An 18337-nucleotide genomic window follows, 5' to 3' on the forward strand; every position below is an offset into this window, starting at 1 on the left:
AGGATGGGCAACTATATACTCGAGATGAATGATATCTCTAAAGAATTTACAGGAGTCAAAGCGCTGAGTAATGTGAATTTCAAAGTAGAAAAAGGCGAAATTCACTGCTTGATCGGTGAGAATGGAGCAGGAAAATCCACGCTGATGAAGGTGCTGAGCGGCGTGTATCCTTTTGGAACATACGATGGGGACATTGTGTTGGAAGGAGATGTTCAGCAATTTAACAAAATCAGTGACAGTGTAAATACCGGCATTGCCATCATCTATCAGGAACTCGCATTGTTTCCGGATTTGACGGTGTATGAAAATATTTTTGCTGGAAATGAAATGAAGCTTGGTGGAGTGATCGATTGGAACAGGACGATTGTGGAAGCGAAAAGGTTACTGCGGAAAGTAAAGCTCGACGTTAACCCTGACACACTTGTAAAAGATTTAAGTGTGGGGAAACGCCAACTAGTGGAAATAGCCAAAGCGCTAAGTAAAGAGGTTAAGCTCCTTATTTTGGATGAACCGACCGCGGCACTTAATGAAGACGATAGTGAGAACTTGCTTGAACTACTTAAAGAACTAAAAACGCAAGGAATTACGTGCATTATGATTTCCCATAAGCTGAAAGAAGTAATTAGCATTGCAGACAAAGCAACGGTCATCCGGGATGGCAAGACGATCTGTACGCTTGATGCAAAAAAAGGCGAGGTTACTGAAAGTGTCATCATCAAGAACATGGTAGGTAGGGAAATTGAAGACATCTATCCGAAAAGGGAAAAGAAAGTTGCCGGAGAGAATGTACTGGAACTCAACAACTGGTCAGCCTATGATCCGCAACTCGGAAGACAGGTAGTAAAAAACGTCAACCTCCACGTAAAAAAAGGAGAAATCGTCGGTATTGCCGGTCTTATGGGATCAGGCAGAACAGAGCTTGCACTTAGCATATTCGGAAACGCCAAATCCTACAAAATTCAAGGTGATTTGATGTGGAATAATACGCTAACTACACTCAAGCATACTAGTGATGCAATAAAGGCTGGAATCGCCTATGTCACAGAGGACCGCAAAGATGATGGACTTTTTCTTTTGCAAGATATCAAAAGCAACATCTCTGCCGCAAATTTAAATGGGATAGCCTCACAAGGGGTCATAAATGACAATGAAGAAATCAAGGTCGCAGAACAATACAAACAATCTCTTCATATCAAAGCTTCCTCTTTGGAACAACTTGTAGGGAATCTAAGTGGTGGGAATCAGCAGAAAGTATCAATTGGAAAGTGGTTGTTTGTCGGTCCCAAGCTACTTATCCTAGACGAACCGACACGCGGAATCGACGTTGGGGCTAAATTTGAAATCTATACCGTAATGAACAAGCTTATCGATGAGGGTCTAAGTATCGTTATGATTTCATCTGAGCTTGGTGAGGTACTTGGCATGAGCGATAGAGTCTATGTCATGGCCCAAGGAGAAATAAAAGGGGAATTGGAAATTGAAGAAGCGGACCAAGAAAAAATTATGGAGCTTGCTACGCAATAGGGGGTATTACAATGAATGTTATTCAGGAAGCCAGAACACTGATTCATGAGAACATCCGTGACTACGGGATGTATATCGCATTATTTGTCATTATTTTAACTTTTACGTTCATGACAGACGGTTTATTTATGTCGTCCCGTAATATTAGTAATCTACTGGACTCGGCAGGTTATATAGCCGTACTGGCAGTTGGGATGACGCTCGTTATCGTTATCCGCCATATCGATCTTTCCGTTGGATATGCTGCTGGATTCCTTGGGGCGATTGCCGCTATCTTGCTTACACAAGCAGGAGTATCTGTATGGGTAACCATTCCAGTTATTTTGCTATTAGGAGTTGCAGTTGGATTATTTAACGGAGTACTTATTGCCACGATTGGGATTCCATCCTTTGTAGCCACTCTTGCTGGAATGCTTATTTTCCGTGGGGCTTTGCTGCAGGTCACAGAAAAAACGGGTACCATCATCATTCAGGATGATACCTTCAATGCCATCGGTAACGGATATATCCCTTCTCTTGTGGAAGTGAATGGTTTACATCTGCTATCCCTGTTAGTCGGGTTAGTCGGTATTCTGCTTTATATCTACAGTGAGATCTCGACCCGTCGAAATAAAATCAAGTATGATTTTGAAGTCGTCTCCAAGCCGATCTTTGCCCTGAAACTATTCTTTGTCTCTGCAATAATAGGTTATATAACTTGGATTCTCGCAGGCTATAACGGATTCTCCTGGACAGTCATCATCATTTTATTAGTAGTGGTAGTTTATCATTTTCTAACAACTAAAACGGTGCTTGGCCGCCATATCTATGCTGTTGGGAGTAACCCGGAAGCGGCACATTTGAGTGGGATCAATGTGAAGAAGATTACCTATATTGTCTTTGGATCCATGGGAATGCTAGCAGCTCTTTCTGGAATTTTATTTACTGCCCGTTTACAATCTGCTACAACCACTGCAGGTACCCTTTTTGAGCTTGATGCCATCGCTGCTGCTTATGTAGGCGGAGTATCTTCTGCTGGTGGTGTGGGAAAAGTGACAGGTGCCATAATCGGTGCGGTTGTAATGGCATCCCTATCCAACGGGATGAATTTGCTTGGCGTAGGTATTTCCTATCAATATATGATTCGTGGGGGAGTTCTTGCCGGAGCAGTAATCTTTGATGTTATGACGCGTAAAAAAAGATAAGGAAAGTATAAAAAAACTTGCTATCCCTGTTGAATCCCTTAATCAACAGGGATTGTACTATTTCCATTAGGTGCTATGATGAAAATAGTACACCTCAAATTGGGGAGGGGGATATTACTCTTGCGGAGAACAGGAATTCTAGCAATTTGCGTTATTATTATTCTACTATGTCATCTTACTTTTTTATCCGCACAAAAAGTCTTCCAATCCGATTGGCAATTGCCTCAAGCGCTAAGTTCGAGCAGAGAGGAACATCGTCTAGTTCTTATTACGCAGGATATGGAAACACCGTTCTGGGACAAGGTGAGTGAAGGTGCCAGAAAACAAGCAGAACTAAGTGACGTTAGTCTTGAAGTATGGGGAAGTTACGGTAAGAATCGAGAGGACTTCCTGAAAAATATAGAAATTGCCATTCAGTCCAAAGTGGATGGGATTATCATACAGGGGCTGGATACAGAGGAATTCAAGGAATTGACGAAGGTGAAAGCCGCCTTTCATGGCATTCCCATAATAACGGTGGCAAATGATGTGCCGATGGAGGAAAGCATTCGGCGTACGTATGTCGGTTCTGATCAGTATGAAGCGGGTAAGATGATCGCAAGACAAATTTTGATGGATATGGGTAGAGTGGGGAATGTTGTACTCATGTATGATAAGAACCAGGAATATTATCAAAAGCGCCGGATGGAAGGAATTCAGGATATCTTAAAATTTTACGATAATATCCATATGATCCATGCCACTACAGATGACACAAGAGAGCAGGTCATTACAACCACTCAAACTGTGATGAACCAAGAGCCAAACATTGATGCGTTCATTGCCATCAATGCCAATGTGGCCGGTGCGATGGTTGGGGAGATAAGTAAGCGCTCCCAAGTGGAACCGTACCATATCTATTCTTTTGACGACGGACCTGAGACATTGACCTTGTTAGCACAAGGGAAGTTGGATGGAGTCATTGAACAGTCTCCCGAAGAAATGGGAAGAAAAAGTGTCCAGCTCATGAAGGAATGGCTGAACGGGGAAAGCGTCCCACTTGATAAGGACGGCTATCTGACAGATATCAGAATCAGGAAAGCAGCGGATGTCCAATGACAAGTATCCAAAAAAAGATTCTTACCCTTACAACGGTTGTATTGGTGATTATGTCGGCAATTTGGATAGCGCTTACATACTACAATCATAAAACTCATAAACAATATAACGATATCCTGCAACGGTATTTGAGCATGAATGAAGTGACAAAGGCAAGCCACCAATTGGTTACAGATCTGAATAACTATACTATTGATCCGACTCCAGACAACCTTGACCAACTGACGGCAAGCAAGGAAAAAGTCCAGCAGGCAAAATACGGTGTGCATCATTTAAGAAACACGGAAAACGATTTTACTTTAACCAACTATATGAACTTGATTGATAGTTTGGTGGAAGCAACCGACAGATCCATTATGTTTCAATCAGAAAATGATACAGAAGCCTCCGCACAGGAATTTGCCGAGGCCACACGGATTACCACCTATATTTCCGAAACGACCTTAACCCTAATAGATACAGAGTTAAATACATTTGACCGATTTTACAGAGGAATCATTGAACAATCCAGTGAAGTTATTAAGCTCGGAATATGGAGCCTGTTGCTTATTACTTGTTTGTTGCTCCTAGTCACCTATTGGTTCTCCCTTACGATTACACGGCCTGTATTTAAGCTGACAAAAGCGGCTAATGAACTGTCCAAAGGGAATTTTGATCAGCAGGTAAAAATAGAAACCAACGATGAAATCGCCTTTCTGGCAAGGACGTTTGATCGAATGCGAATCAATATAAACAACTTGATATCTGAGATTAAGCAGAAGGCAGCACTTGAGAGGGAGCTTCAGGAAAGTAAGCTTCTTTTGCAAGAAAGTCAGTTTAGAAGCCTGCAGAGTCAGATCAACCCGCATTTTCTTTTTAACACCCTTAATACCCTTTCCAAAAAAGCCTATCTAGAAGGGTCTGAAGAGACCAGCGATCTCCTAGTGAGTGTTGCGGGAATTCTGCGTTACAACTTAAAGCGGCAAGACCGCTCTGTAACGTTGCACGATGAAATTCAAGTATTAAAGCAATATATGGACATCCAAAAGGCACGCTTTACCGACCGGCTACAATTGCACTGGGATATTGAAGAATCTTGCCTAGACTTGAAAATTCCAGCCTTGACTCTCCAGCCAATCATTGAGAATGCCGTCATTCATGCGGTGGAACCGAAGGAGGATGGAGGAAACATCTGGTTCCGGGTAAAAGTCGAAGGCAACCAAGTAGTGATAGAAATCGAGGATGATGGCATGGGTATGCCTGAACAGAAAATCCAACAGATTCTAAACGAAGAATCCCCTCCACCTACAGAAGGTCATTCAACAGGTATCGGCTTCAGCAATGTCGTCAAACGACTCCGCCTCTTCTACGGACATGACGATGTCATTGATATAAAAGGAATACAAGGCCATGGAACAAAAGTTACATTGAAGATAAAGTGCTGAATACAGAATTCACCTGTAGATTGTAGTGCAAGGTGTGAGACTCCAGCGGGGGAGTAACGGTAGCTTGAGACCCCACAGGCGAAGCCGAGGAGGCTCAAGCATCGTCCCGCGGAAAGCGAACACCTGGAACGGAAATCTAAAGGAGTTATATATGTAACTATAATAATGAAAGGAGACGAACTGGATGATCAAACTCCTCATTGTAGATGATGAACAAATTGAACGCGAAGGCATGCAAACCATTCTAGAAAGAAACTTTCCAGACCTACTAATCAAACAAGCGAAAAACGGAAAAATGGCAGTAGAAATGGCAGATGACTTCACCCCTGACCTAATTCTGATGGACATCAAAATGCCTGGATTAAATGGGCTAGAAGCTGTCGAACAAATCAGTGGAAGGCATCCAAACACAAAATTCATCATGGTCACCGCCTACGATACATTCGGATATGTCAAAGCGGCCATCAAACTTGGTGTCAAAGATTATATTCTAAAGCCAAGTAAAATCAGCGAAATTAAAACAACAGTTGGAAAAGTACTGGAGCAAATTGAACAGGAGAAGGCTCAGCAAATAAAAACAAAGCTCCAGGAAGCAGCACTTGAAAAAACACTGACTCTTGTTGAGACAGATGTTGTCACACAACTCCTCTTCGACCACGTGCATGAAGTGCATATAGACATGCTGATGGAAATGCTTGATATCCCTTCCACGAATGAAATGTTTGCCATGATCGTACTTTTACCCCGAGGATCCGAGTCCAATTATTCCATGATCAAGGATAAGGTAAGGCAGACCAAGAGCGGATGGGTTGGAGCACTATATGGAGAGCAACTGCCAATTATCGTGTTCCGTCAGCCGGATAAGACCTTTAGATCCCAAGCTAGTACACTTGCACGAGATATTCTAGCAGTCTCTAAAAAAGGACAAGCTACCGATTGGTTTATCGGTATAGGAGAGGTTTGCAACTCTCTTGACCAAGTTCGCCAATCCTATCAGGACGCCCTCATGGCAACAATGGATACCAAAACGTTAACCAACTATCGTTTTTACACAGACATCCATACAAGCGTGGATACCCGCAATAGTAGCTTGGATAAAAATCAGCAAAAAGAATTTGCCGATTTAATCCGACTTGGCCAGTGGGATGATCTTTATATCTATGTCATGAACATTCTTCAATGCTATGAAAAAGAAGGAGCAAATTTACTGCATACACAACAACGGATGCTGGAGATTCTTTGGATTACTTCTCGTGTATTGAGTGAAATAGGAGTGGAGGCTACAACGCCGCTCTATTCTGTACAAACTACAAATTATCGTCAGCTTAGTTCCGAAACAAAGCAGCTCCTTGAGGGGATGAAACAATCTTATGACACGCACTGCAACCACTTGGAGGCAGACACCATTCAGCAAATAAAACAATACATTATGGACCATTCACATCAAGATATATCGCTCGATACACTTGCCAGAAAAGTGGGCTTGAGCCCAATTTATATCAGTAAATTGTTCAAGGAAAAGCAGGGTATCAATTATATCGATTTCCTTACAGAATGCAGGATGGATAAAGCGAAAAGACTCATGAATGATTCGGAGAAGAGTATAAAGGAGATTACCTTTGAAGTGGGTTACCATGACCCTAATTATTTCAGCAAGGTATTTAAAAAAATGACCAACGTTTCACCAAAAGAATATCGTAAAACACTGCTTCGAAATAAAGCTAACTAGGCAGAGAGGGAGGAGGAAATGGAGCTTAGAATACATAGATTACTAAAAATGTTTGTTATGCTGGCTCTGTTTTTTGTAGCCTTAGGCTGTGAAAAGATAGATCGTTCCCCTAAGCTGGAAGGGGAATCTGTTCAGAATGTTTCCCTCCTGCAGGATGAAAAAGCAACTTCTGAGAAGGAAAAAATAAAAATTGGTTTTTCTATGGATACCTTAGAAGAGGAAAGGTGGCTGAGAGACCGAGCTTTATTTAAGGCAGCGGTAGAAAACCTTGGAGCGGAAGTGGAAATATTGGCAGCAAACGGGGATGACGCGATGCAGGTTCTTCAGGCGGAAACGCTAATTAGCCAAGGTGTAGACCTCCTCGTAGTAGTCCCGCATAACGCAGAAGCAGCAGCCACGATCGTGAAGAAAGCACATCTTGCCGGAATCAAGGTACTCTCTTATGACAGGCTTATTAAAAATGCAGAGATCGACCTTTATGTTTCTTTTGACAACGAACGTGTCGGAGAGCTGCAGGCAGAGGCAATCACAAAAATTGTCCCAAAAGGAAAATATGTTTATATCGGCGGAGCGGATACGGACAATAATGCCCACCTGTTCAAAAAGGGGGTCTTCCATGTCCTTAAGCCACTAATAGATAAAGGAGATATCACGGTAGTTTATGATCAGTGGACGAAAAACTGGCTCCCAAGCAATGCTTATGCCAACATGCAGGAGGCGCTAATTGCGAATGAAGGGAAAATAGACGCAGTTATAGCAGCAAACGATGCGACAGCAGGGATGGCAATTGAAGCTCTCATGGAAACGGGACTGGCCGGAGAAATTCCTGTAGCAGGACAAGATGCAGAGCTTGCAGCCGCTAAGCGGATTGTAGAAGGTACTCAGACGATGACGGTGTACAAACCGATACCCACTCTTGCTGAAGAAGCAGCAAAACTAGCAGTAGCAATGGCCAAGGGAGAATTTATAGACACAGACCGCAAAGTGAATAATGGGAAAGTGGAAGTGCCTTCTGTCCTGCTGCCGCCGATTGCTGTGAACAGGACCAATATGGATGAAACGGTTATTGCTGATGGATTTCATTCAAAGGAGGATATATATAAAGGGGAGTAAAGATAGCGGATGTGTGATGAAGTCTCAGAGATACTCTGTTTAAAGCATCTCTGAGATTTTTTTGTCAATCGACAAAATAGACTCTCTCTTCTAAAGCCTCGTAACAATACAATCGTCCTCCGTAAGCACAACCGCCATCAATCCCGATGATATTGTTCTCACCGAAGTAAACCTCAGGCTTTTTATGGAGGTGCTTTGTTGGGGTATGTCCAAAGACTACGGTCTTTTCTCCTTGGTATCCTTTATGAAATTCTTCTCTGATCCACACTAAGGTGTGAGGTTCAGTAAGTTCCAATGTTGTTTCAGGGTGTACTCCTGCATGGACGAAAATATGAGTATCTGTTTCATAATAAAAAGGTAGTGTTTTTAGAAAGTCTAAATGAGAGCGGATTTCCTCATTTATGACAAGTGCTTCCGGCATCTCCTCTGTCGTATACCAGTATTTCGCGTCGTCTTTTTCAATTTCGTACCCATAATTCTGCAGGGTTTTAATTCCTCCGTTATAGTACCACCTTTTCAAATGAAGGGGATCTTCAGGTTGATCAAATGCGTCGATCATCATTTTATCGTGATTTCCCATCAGAGCAATGGCCCCTTTAGCGGTCAATTCGATTACCTTGTCCAAAACCTGACGTGACTGTGGGCCGCGATCCACATAATCCCCAAGTAGCAAGAGTTGGTCCTGCTTGCTGTCAAAATTAATTATTTCAAGAAGCCTTTCAAATTTCTCTAAATCACCATGAATATCACTTATTGCAAGGATACGCCTCATTGTCATCCATTCCTTTACTTATCATTATTTAAATTTTATCACAATTTTCGAAAAGCGAAATATTCTGTGCGATTTTCCATTATAATGATGAAAACGATAAATCGGTGGGAAGGATGTTTTCCGTGAAAGCAATTCTAATCGGCGTAATAGCTTCTATGTTTTTTGCTGTCACCTTTATATTAAACCGCTCGATGGAACTCTCAGGTGGTAGCTGGCTTTGGAGTTCGTCCTTGCGTTTCTTTTTTATGGTGCCATTTTTGCTTTTGATTGTTTGGATGAGGGGAAATCTTGGTGTGCTATTCCGTGAAATGCGAACGGCTCCTTTCTCATGGTTTCTATGGAGTTTTACTGGATTTGTCCTTTTCTATGGCCCCATAACTTTTGCTGCCGCATATGGGCCGGGCTGGCTTGTTGCCGGAACGTGGCAGCTGACCATCATCGCGGGTGTTCTTATGGGACCTTTCTTCTATAAAATAGTGCAAGGAGTAAAGGTACGCGAACGTATCCCATTGCGAGGACTATTCATTTCCATCGTCATTTTTGCAGGTGTCCTATTAATTCAGACACAACAAGGAAGCGGTCTAACTGGATCTATGATTATTTATGGAATTCTTCCCGTTGCAGTCGCATCCTTTGCTTATCCGCTTGGAAACCGGAAGATGATGGAGGTGTGTGGTGGCAGGTTGGATACGTTCCAACGGGTGCTTGGTATGACTTTGTCCACTATCCCAATCTGGCTGCTTGTTGCTGCAAGGGGATATGTGACAGTGGGTGCTCCAACGCAGGAACAGGTTCTACAGACATTTATAGTGGCAATCAGTTCAGGCGTCATTGCAACCACCTTGTTCTTTATTGCAACAGATATGGTGCGCCACAGTCAGGAAAAGCTGGCCGCAGTGGAAGCGACTCAATCGACGCAAGTATTATTTGTGTTATTTGGAGAAGTACTTCTTCTATCAACGCCATTGCCGAATGGCATCGGGATGCTTGGGTTATTCATCATTATCATCGGTATGCTTTTGCATAGCTTTCTTACCCAAAAAAGAATAAAGCCAAAGCAACTGGCTGCATGAAGAGTGAAATTCCATCTGGAATCACTCTTTTTTATTTTGTAGAATATTTTTTTTTCGATTTTCCAAAATAAAAACATCACGTCCCCCAACGGTTTTCAAGAGGTCTGACAATCCTTTACAAAAACTATATGACATTTGTCATACTCTACATATGACACCTGCTACTAACTAATTTTTTTAAATTGGATATAATAAAATTTATCAAGTCAACAACGAAGGGATTTAATAAAATGTCAATTCAAAATGAAATGAAAAACCTTAAAAAACAAGTTGCTCCTTTCGAAAAATCGCAAACTAAAAAGAGTATCTGGCAGTTGATCAATACGCTAACGCCATTTTTCCTGTTATGGTATCTCACTTATATAAGCCTATCTGTTTCTTACTGGTTGGCGTTGGTACCTGCCATATTCGCAGCTGGATTTATGACACGTATCTTCATCATTTTCCATGATTGCACACATCACTCCTTTTTCAAAAATCGAAAATGGAACCGTGCAGTAGGGACCGTGACGGGAGTGCTAACATTATTCCCATTCGACCAGTGGGGACATGATCATTCCGTCCACCATGCTACAAGCGGAAATTTAGACAAGCGCGGTGTTGGTGATATCTGGACACTGACTGTTGAAGAGTACAAAGCAGCATCATTAAAGACTCGTATATTCTATCGTCTATATCGAAATCCATTAGTAATGTTCGGATTAGGACCAATTTACACGTTCCTGATCAGAAATCGTTTCAACCGTAAAGAGGCAAGACAAAAAGAGCGCAACAACTTATACCTGACAAACGTACTGATTGTTGCAGTAGCCGTATTAATGAGCTTAGCAATCGGCTGGCAGGCATTTCTGATTGTACACGGCACCATTTTCATGATTGCTGGAAGTGTGGGAATTTGGTTGTTTTATGTACAACATACGTTTGAAGATTCCTACTTTGAAATGGATAAAGATTGGGAATATGTATTAGCTGCAGTAGAAGGAAGTTCTTATTACAAGTTACCAAAAGTACTTCAATTCTTAACTGGAAACATCGGTTACCATCATATTCACCATTTAAGCCCAAGGGTGCCGAACTATGAACTGGAAAAGTGCCATCATAGCACTCCACCGCTTCAACACGTACCAACCATTACACTGGCTACAAGTTTGAAATCCCTTAAGTTCCGTTTATGGGATGAAAAGAGCAAAAATTTTGTAACGTTCAGAGAAGCGAAGAAAATGATACGTAACACAGTTTCTTCTGTGGATATGAAGCCAGAAGTATAAAAGTAATTTTAAGCCAGTCCCTATTTCTAAGGGGCTGGTTTTTTGGTCTTTTTTCAAAGGTGGGAGTAGCAGTAGCACTTTAAAAAAAGTTCTACCTGCCGATATAAAGGATAGAGTAGGTAAGAAAAAACAAAATATTACAAATAAATATAGATTTAACCATCTGTTACTTGTATAATTATGGTGATATATAGGGAAAAAGCACGAAATTACATAATGTAACTGCAGGAGAGAAATTCGCACAATGACACCGAGATAAGTAAAAAAATATTATTTAGGGGGATTAATCAATGAGAAAATTTGGTATGCTTACTTTCTTCACAATTTTATTTTTAGGAGTTTCATTAGGGTTATCTTCGAATGCACAAGCTGCAAGTGACGCAGATATCGAAAAAGCGCTAGAAATCATTGATGCAGCAAACTTAGAAATGGATCTAATTATTGAAACAGGTGTACAAGATGCAGACGCGTTATGGGCTGTGTACCTAGAAGAATTAGATGTAATGAAAAATGAAATGGAAACTTTGGATCAAGAGATTGCTAGAGTAGAAACAGACTTAACAAACTCAACAGAAGCTTCTCAACAAGAGGGATTAAATGCTGCACTATCTGCACTTCTACTAGAAAAAGGCCTGTTACAAGAACGTATGGACCAAAGAACTGCTCAATTTGATCAAGAAGTTGATGCGATTATCACGTACGTTTTTGATATTACATTACAAATGACACAAGATACAATCGATGAAGTAGCAGAGTATGGCGTCGTAGCTGAGTGCTTCTGGAAATATGTAAGATTTGCTGATCGTTGGGCTTGGATTGATCCAGTGCGAGTGGTAGCAACTTGATAGATTTTTAATTACAGAGCGACTCAATAGAAAAGGCGCTCAAAATGGTAGAGGTGAGTGATTAGGGTGGCTTTTACGATTGGAAAGAAAGGAACTAGCTTAGAACAAGTTACTTTAAATAATTTTGATATGAGTCTAATTGCTAAAGGGAACGGAACTGAAGTTATACTCCAAAACATTACAAAAGGTAATATATTTTATGTTTATCCTAGTGAGAATGAGGGAGTAATGGAGTTTTTTTATATTCTCAGTGGTGAAGTACTTTGTGAAGTAAATGGAGAAAAGATTTATTTAGGGCCACAGGATTATTTTACAGCTACCGATATAGAAGTTCCTGTTCACTTTTCAGCTATCACAAATGTAACATATATTTGGGTGATTACAGAGCCAACATTCCATCAGCTTAGTGATAGTATAAGATCACTTAGGGAAGTTGTTCAGAGAGTAGAAAAAAGAGATGTATATACATTTAATCATAGTGAGAGAGTGGCGGAGTATTCCATTAAGATTGCTAAAAAGTTTTCACTTTCTACGGACAGGCTGGAAAATCTCTTTTTAGCTTCAATTCTACATGACATTGGAAAAATAAACATACCATCTGAAGTACTTAACAAACCATCTAGACTGACTGATGAAGAATTTGCCCTAATCAAAAAGCATCCCGAAGATGGTGCAAATATGGTCAAGGACTTATATTATGGAAATACTATAGCCGAAATCATAGAACAACATCATGAACGATTAAATGGTCGAGGGTATCCAAGTGGAATTAAAGGCGATGAAATCCTCCTTGAAGCCCGCATTATCGCAGTTAGCGACACTTTTGACGCTATGACAGAAGATCGTGCTTATCGAAATGCATTTACTCCTGAGTATGCAATTGATGAACTGCAAAGACTATCTCCTTCTCAATATGATCCTGATGTTGTCAATGCACTTATTGAAGTTCTTCATGAAGAAGGTAAATTAAAAGTAAAAAGCTCTGAAGCGTAATTGCTTTAGGGCTTTTTTATTTGTCCTTTTTTCACTTCCCGAGATTTTCATTAAATAACACAACATATTCAAGGCTTTTAAAAATGAACATATTGGGTAATGTATTTAAAGGAGGAGTGAAAATTGATAAATATATTTATACATAATGCAAAATCAACTAATTTGTATTATAGATAATTCGGTACTACAATGAATACTGAAAAAATACAAACACATTTTAGGAGGAAATCAATTATGACTAAACATATATTAATGGTAGTAACTACTGCAGATAAAATGAAAGACGGACACGAAACAGGACTATGGCTATCCGAATTTGGTGAAGCGTATGTGGAATTTGATAAAAAGGGTTATGACATTACGGTTGCAAGTCCACTAGGCGGAAAATCACCTGTTGATGCTAGAAGCTTAGAGGGGGGAGAAACTCCTCAAGAAATTTTGGACACAGCTAAATACCTTGAAAACACAATTAAATTAGATGAGATTACTGACGTATCTAAATTTGACGCTATCTTCTTACCAGGTGGTCATGGTACCATGTTTGACTTGCCGGATAACATGAAATTACATCAAGTGATTCGCGAACTGTATGAAGCGGACAAGCTAGTTGCAGCAGTGTGCCATGGTCCAGCAGGGCTTGTAGGTGTGAAGCTTTCAGATGGTACTCCACTTGTAGCTGGTAAAACAGTAACAGCTTTTACAGATGATGAGGAAAGAGAAACAACATTAGATAAATATATGCCATTCCTTTTAGAAACGCGCTTACGAGAACTGGGAGCGGAAGTTATTGTAACAGATAACTGGACAGACCATATGCAAGCGGACGGAAACTTAATCACTGGCCAAAACCCGCAATCCACCACCAGTGTGGCAAAAGAAGTAGTAAAACAACTAGGGTAAACACTCTCATCCTGTAAGCAAGAAAAATCTTGCTTGCAGGTATTTTTTTGAAAATCATCGGAGAAGGAGATTATCTCAACCCTCTCAACGCCCGAATTCAACTGGAAAAGAGAAAAACGGTAGGAGAGAAGGCGTCTCTACGCCCGAAGCTCAGTGAAAATGCAGTCAACTGTCTAATAGAAGCGGTCTAAACGCCCGAAGAGTCAACGCCAAGAGGTAAACTGTCTAATAGAAGCCGTTTAAACGCCCGAAGCACCAACGTCAAGCAGTCAATTGTCTAATAGAAGCCGTCTAAACGACCAAAGCCCCAGCACCAAGCCCCCAGAAGTCTAATAGAATCCATCTTTTACCAAAACGTGAACCTAATCTACACCTGAGCAGCACCATAACCCCCATACAAAAAAGCGGTCACATAGATACCGCCTATGTGACCACCAACTTAACTACATCCCAAACACATCAATACCTAACACCAGTACGCGTATGCGTCTTCTTAAACTCATCTGGATTTGGATCAAAATAGTCCTCATTATAAGAAGAGACAAATTTATCATCTCGATCAATATAACCTGAACCCCAAGTTGGATCCATCTCGACCCACTCTCCGTCCAAGTTCGCTTCGACCCATGCATGATTCCCCGGCCATGGAGAGCCAGCACGACCCTCCACATATCTAGCCTCGACTCCGCTCGCACGCATCAGAGCTATTGCAAGGTATGCATAATCTTGGCAGACACCTGTCATGGAGTCCAAAGTCTTCAGTGCACTATCATCCCATTCGAATTCATTGTTTTTATACTTCTGCACATCATAAGTAACATTCTTCGCAACATATTCATATATTGCTTTTGCCTTCTCAAGGTCAGAATCCTTACCGGCAGTCAGCTCTTCAGCAAGTTTAATAATCTCAGGCGCATCAGACTGAACGCCGCGGGAAGGTAATAAATCTCGTTTATCTTCAGCAGAAGCGGTCACTTCAAATTTGGCAAAACCATAATAGCGGAAGAAATCACTGTTTTCCTCTTTGATTTCTGGAACACTTAATGTTACCTCATATTCACCAGGTCCGAAACGCAGATAAAAGGATCCATCAAACTCATAGTTTTCCACAGGAACCACATCAAGTGCTTCATCTTCTCCTTTTTTCGTCGTTACATAAATGTGGGTGGTCTCTGGGCCAAATTCTGCGTCAGGATCAATCTTACCTTTTACCGAATAGGTGCCTTCCGCCTCGTCCCCTCCGTATTGAGGGGATTCAAGTGTCACACCGCGCTCTTTATAAGCAGTATAATATTCTAAAGGCTGCATTACTCGTTCAGAGGCATTGTCTATATAAAAAGTGGATGCAAGTTGATAGTAGTCTTCACGTTCTCCATCCGGGACCATGACTTCCAGTTGGTGCAATCCTTTTCCATAGAACAGTGGAATGTCTGTGGTAAACTGTCCATTTTCAACAGTGACCATATGCTTCCAAATGTCGGAATCCTTTTTTAACTGAAGCATTATAGTTTCGCCGTCTGAGAGATTACTTGCTTTTCCACCCAAAGAGAAAAGCTCGTTTTCCTTTAAAAAAGCTGATTCTACATCAAACTGAAGGCCTGCATCATGTCCAAAAGGAGTTAAAGAAATATCATAGGTCGATTCTGGGTTCACATTATGGACGGTGAAACTCGCAGTATCGTAATAATAGTTTTCACGATCTGTGTCTGGAAGTTGAACGGTGACGTGATATTCTCCTTCGCCTTTAAAAAAAGAAATGTTCTCTTTAAACTCGCCGTCTTTTATTGGTACGTAATATTCCGCTTGATTACCGGTGGGGCCTTCTTCTGTAGAACGCACCTTAATCCAAACGTATTCCCCTTTTAAATCAGCATGCTTCTCAACGGTTCCTGCAATTTCTACTTGACCGTTTGCGCTGAATTCCTTGTACTGTGGTGCACTGAAAGTCGCATTGACTTCTTCTGCATAAGAAGTTAGCTCAAGTGCTTCAAGCTCCAATTCTGCATTCTTTTTGTCAACAAGTTGTTCAAACTTGTCTTTCTCTACTTCTTGCTGAGCAGGTTGATTTTCCTTCACGCTCGTATCTTTATCGGAACAGGCAGAGAGAATTAAACTGCTGCTCAAAAGCAATGCAGTTATATATCGATATTTTACTACCATTATATCCTCCTCGGGACGGGTTCTTTTCGTCCATCTAAATTGTATCTTTTATATACGTATGTACCAACTATAAAGTTTCTGATGCTATTTTACTATTAAATTGGAAAACTTTGAATAAAAACGACAATACAATGAAGTGGTAGAATTAGCCATTTGAAGGTGGTATAGTTGGGGTATAGGTAAAATATTCCTTGGAGGTCAAACCATGATAGAAAATATAAAGGAAATGATTGATCAACTATCTGAAAAGGATGCTAAAACATTGCTGCGCTTAACCTTGATTCGATTAGATCAGTTAACGAAAATAGACGTGCCAAAAGAAGAAATAATAGAAGAGATACAGCATATAGTACAAATAATCGACCACCAGCCACCACCTCGAACAGATTATGACATGATACATATTACCGGGAGCGAATCTACTGCCGGATCACTAAGAGTTGGGCTGGAGCGGAACCATAAGGTAATAGGGTTTTCTGAAATGTTCGATATCGGGCCATTATGGGATTCATCTGCTAGGCAAGAGTGGCTCCATGATCATATTAATATTTTTGAAGATTTCTTGGAAGAAGAGTTTAATAGCAATTTTAAAAAAGCGATCGAAGAATTAAACCATATCCCTCCACATATCCCAGTAATTCTGTGGACAGCTGATAACGTCCATGAACAAATTTTCCATAGATACATTCTTCACCACTTGCATAACAGTGAAAATGAAGTGGTTCTTATTAATGCAACCACAGCATACCAAAAACTTTCTCTGTCCAACAAATTCGAGCCCATACATTCGGGTGAAATCATGCCGGAAACCTTGAAAGTAATTTTCGAAAATGAATCGGAAAATATTCTGCCCATAAATGCTAGAAACCAACTATCAGAAGAGTGGCTTCAACTAAAAGAAACGAAAGACCTGCTTCGTATTTGGAAGAACGAGGAGATACAAGGGGTCCCTGAAGAGTATATAGACCAAGAATTACTTCATTGTGCTCAAAATGTCAAAAGGGATTTTTCCGAAAATGAATTTGTAAAGGCAGCGCGTATTATCGGTGAAACGCATGGTCAGTTAGAAGGGAAATTCAATACTGCTTTTTTAGAATATCGCCTTCGAACTCTTGCTTTTGAAGGTTATTTCAAGATAAAGGGGATACCAAAATCCATGCATCATTATAGCGTTAGACTTAAAAATAGGGAGGGGGAAAATATATGAAAAAATTATTATCGTTTTTGTTTGTGCTCATTTTATTAGCGATTGGGGCTACAGTTTTATTTGGTCAATTCAAAGAAACGTTTAGTTTTAATTTCAATACTAGCCCAATTGAACAAGAAGAATCAGTAAGCGGCAGAGAAGTTGAAAATATTGAAATCCGTGCTACATCCGCTGATATCAAGGTGGTGTCTGTAGATAGGGAAGATATCTATGCAAAATTATCCGGAGATGTTAGTGAAAAAAACAAGGATAAATATAAACTAAAAGTAAAGGAAGTCGATGGAAACGTACATATTGAAGTCGAACAACCGAAAATGGAATTTCAATTTGGTACTAATATTACAAACTTGAAACTCGAAGTTGAAGTGCCGATAAGAACTTATGCAGAGTTATCCACCTATTCCACCTCAAGTGATATTCATATGTCAGGGTTGCAAGTGGGTTCCTTGAGAACAGAGGTGACTTCAGGGGATATTTTAGTTGAAGGAGTAAAGATTACAGATAATTATTCTATTGAGCTCACAAGTGGTGATGTGCGCATTGAGAACACGGAAGCCAAAGCCATTGCAATTGAAGGAACAAGCGGTGATATCACCTTCAAAGAAGTTCTCGGAGACGTTCAAGTAGATACGACATCAGGTGATATCAATGTTTGGGGCGTTCAAGGGAATATTGACCTTGAGACTACATCAGGGGATATCGAGATAGATAATGAACGGGTGACAGGAAATCTGGAGGTGGAGGTAACGAGTGGTGATGTGAGAGTCCAATTCGACGAAAGCCCTACCTCTCTAACAGTAGACTTTAAAGGGGGATCAGGAAAAGGAACCGTAAACTTAGATGGAATGCAATATGTAGAGAAAAGTGAGAAGAGTATTGAAGGACAAATCGGAGACGGAGAATACTTGCTTAAGGTAAGAACGACTTCAGGGGATTTTAGACTAAATTAATAAAATGAAAGGTGCACTTTTGCTAAAAGGTGTACCTTTTAAAATTAAGGTGTGTTTCAACTGTCCAATAAAAATAAACAATGTATATTCCTTCCAC

At 40.6% G+C, this 18337-nt stretch carries 15 protein-coding genes; 13 read left to right on the forward strand and 2 right to left on the reverse strand.

Annotated features, from left to right (window positions below):
• Window positions 1–3 precede the first annotated feature (3 nt).
• From K7887_RS04285 to xylF, 6 genes are all read left to right on the forward strand, one after another.
• Window positions 4–1524, forward strand: a complete 1521-nt coding sequence (locus K7887_RS04285) for a sugar ABC transporter ATP-binding protein (protein ID WP_223492349.1) — start codon at window positions 4–6, stop codon at window positions 1522–1524.
• A gap of 11 nt (window positions 1525–1535) precedes the next feature.
• Window positions 1536–2708 carry a sugar ABC transporter permease gene (locus K7887_RS04290; RefSeq protein ID WP_223492350.1) on the forward strand — a complete coding sequence of 391 codons (1173 nt, stop codon included), beginning with the start codon at window positions 1536–1538 and terminating at the stop codon, window positions 2706–2708.
• 120 nt (window positions 2709–2828) lie between these two features.
• On the forward strand, window positions 2829–3806 hold the full coding sequence (locus tag K7887_RS04295) for a sugar ABC transporter substrate-binding protein (RefSeq protein WP_223492351.1): 978 nt from the start codon (window positions 2829–2831) through the stop codon (window positions 3804–3806).
• Window positions 3803–5230, forward strand: a complete 1428-nt coding sequence (locus tag K7887_RS04300; RefSeq protein ID WP_223492352.1) for a sensor histidine kinase — start codon at window positions 3803–3805, stop codon at window positions 5228–5230. Before K7887_RS04295 ends, K7887_RS04300 begins: the two co-directional genes overlap by 4 nt.
• Before the next feature lie 184 nt (window positions 5231–5414).
• Complete coding sequence (locus K7887_RS04305) at window positions 5415–6959, forward strand: response regulator (protein ID WP_223492353.1); 1545 nt, start codon at window positions 5415–5417, stop codon at window positions 6957–6959.
• Window positions 6960–6977: 18 nt separating this feature from the next.
• Window positions 6978–8072 carry a D-xylose ABC transporter substrate-binding protein gene (gene xylF / locus K7887_RS04310; RefSeq protein WP_223492354.1) on the forward strand — a complete coding sequence of 365 codons (1095 nt, stop codon included), beginning with the start codon at window positions 6978–6980 and terminating at the stop codon, window positions 8070–8072.
• A 64-nt stretch (window positions 8073–8136) separates the two neighbouring features.
• Here the strand turns inward: xylF and K7887_RS04315 are convergent, their stop codons facing one another.
• Complete coding sequence (locus tag K7887_RS04315) at window positions 8137–8844, reverse strand: metallophosphoesterase family protein (protein WP_223492355.1); 708 nt, start codon at window positions 8842–8844, stop codon at window positions 8137–8139.
• Between the two features lie 122 nt (window positions 8845–8966).
• On the opposite strand from K7887_RS04315, the gene K7887_RS04320 reads away from it, so the two are divergent.
• From K7887_RS04320 to K7887_RS04340, 5 genes are all read left to right on the forward strand, one after another.
• A complete protein-coding gene (locus K7887_RS04320; RefSeq protein WP_223492356.1) occupies window positions 8967–9917 on the forward strand; it encodes a DMT family transporter in 951 nt (316 codons plus the stop codon).
• Window positions 9918–10147: 230 nt separating this feature from the next.
• On the forward strand, window positions 10148–11185 hold the full coding sequence (locus K7887_RS04325; RefSeq protein ID WP_223492357.1) for a Delta(5) desaturase DesA: 1038 nt from the start codon (window positions 10148–10150) through the stop codon (window positions 11183–11185).
• A 290-nt stretch (window positions 11186–11475) separates the two neighbouring features.
• Window positions 11476–12030 (forward strand): hypothetical protein, encoded by a 555-nt coding sequence (locus K7887_RS04330; RefSeq protein ID WP_223492358.1) that lies wholly within the window; start codon window positions 11476–11478, stop codon window positions 12028–12030.
• A gap of 66 nt (window positions 12031–12096) precedes the next feature.
• Window positions 12097–13023 carry an HD domain-containing phosphohydrolase gene (locus tag K7887_RS04335; RefSeq protein ID WP_223492359.1) on the forward strand — a complete coding sequence of 309 codons (927 nt, stop codon included), beginning with the start codon at window positions 12097–12099 and terminating at the stop codon, window positions 13021–13023.
• 234 nt (window positions 13024–13257) lie between these two features.
• Complete coding sequence (locus tag K7887_RS04340) at window positions 13258–13923, forward strand: type 1 glutamine amidotransferase domain-containing protein (RefSeq protein ID WP_223492360.1); 666 nt, start codon at window positions 13258–13260, stop codon at window positions 13921–13923.
• Between the two features lie 459 nt (window positions 13924–14382).
• Here K7887_RS04340 and K7887_RS04345 read toward each other — a convergent pair whose 3' ends face one another.
• Window positions 14383–16083, reverse strand: coding sequence for a transglutaminase domain-containing protein (locus tag K7887_RS04345; protein ID WP_223492361.1), 1701 nt, complete (start codon window positions 16081–16083; stop codon window positions 14383–14385).
• A gap of 205 nt (window positions 16084–16288) precedes the next feature.
• Here K7887_RS04345 and K7887_RS04350 point away from each other — a divergent pair, with 205 nt between their 5' ends.
• Both K7887_RS04350 and K7887_RS04355 read left to right on the forward strand, forming a co-directional pair.
• Window positions 16289–17290, forward strand: coding sequence for a DUF1835 domain-containing protein (locus K7887_RS04350; protein WP_223492362.1), 1002 nt, complete (start codon window positions 16289–16291; stop codon window positions 17288–17290).
• Window positions 17287–18240 (forward strand): DUF4097 family beta strand repeat-containing protein, encoded by a 954-nt coding sequence (locus tag K7887_RS04355; protein ID WP_223492363.1) that lies wholly within the window; start codon window positions 17287–17289, stop codon window positions 18238–18240. The genes K7887_RS04350 and K7887_RS04355 overlap by 4 nt, the downstream gene beginning before the upstream one ends.
• The last annotated feature ends 97 nt before the right edge of the window (window positions 18241–18337 follow it).

It is taken from the genome of Sutcliffiella horikoshii (assembly GCF_019931755.1).
Classification (GTDB): Bacteria; Bacillota; Bacilli; order Bacillales; family Bacillaceae_I; genus Sutcliffiella_A; species Sutcliffiella_A horikoshii_E.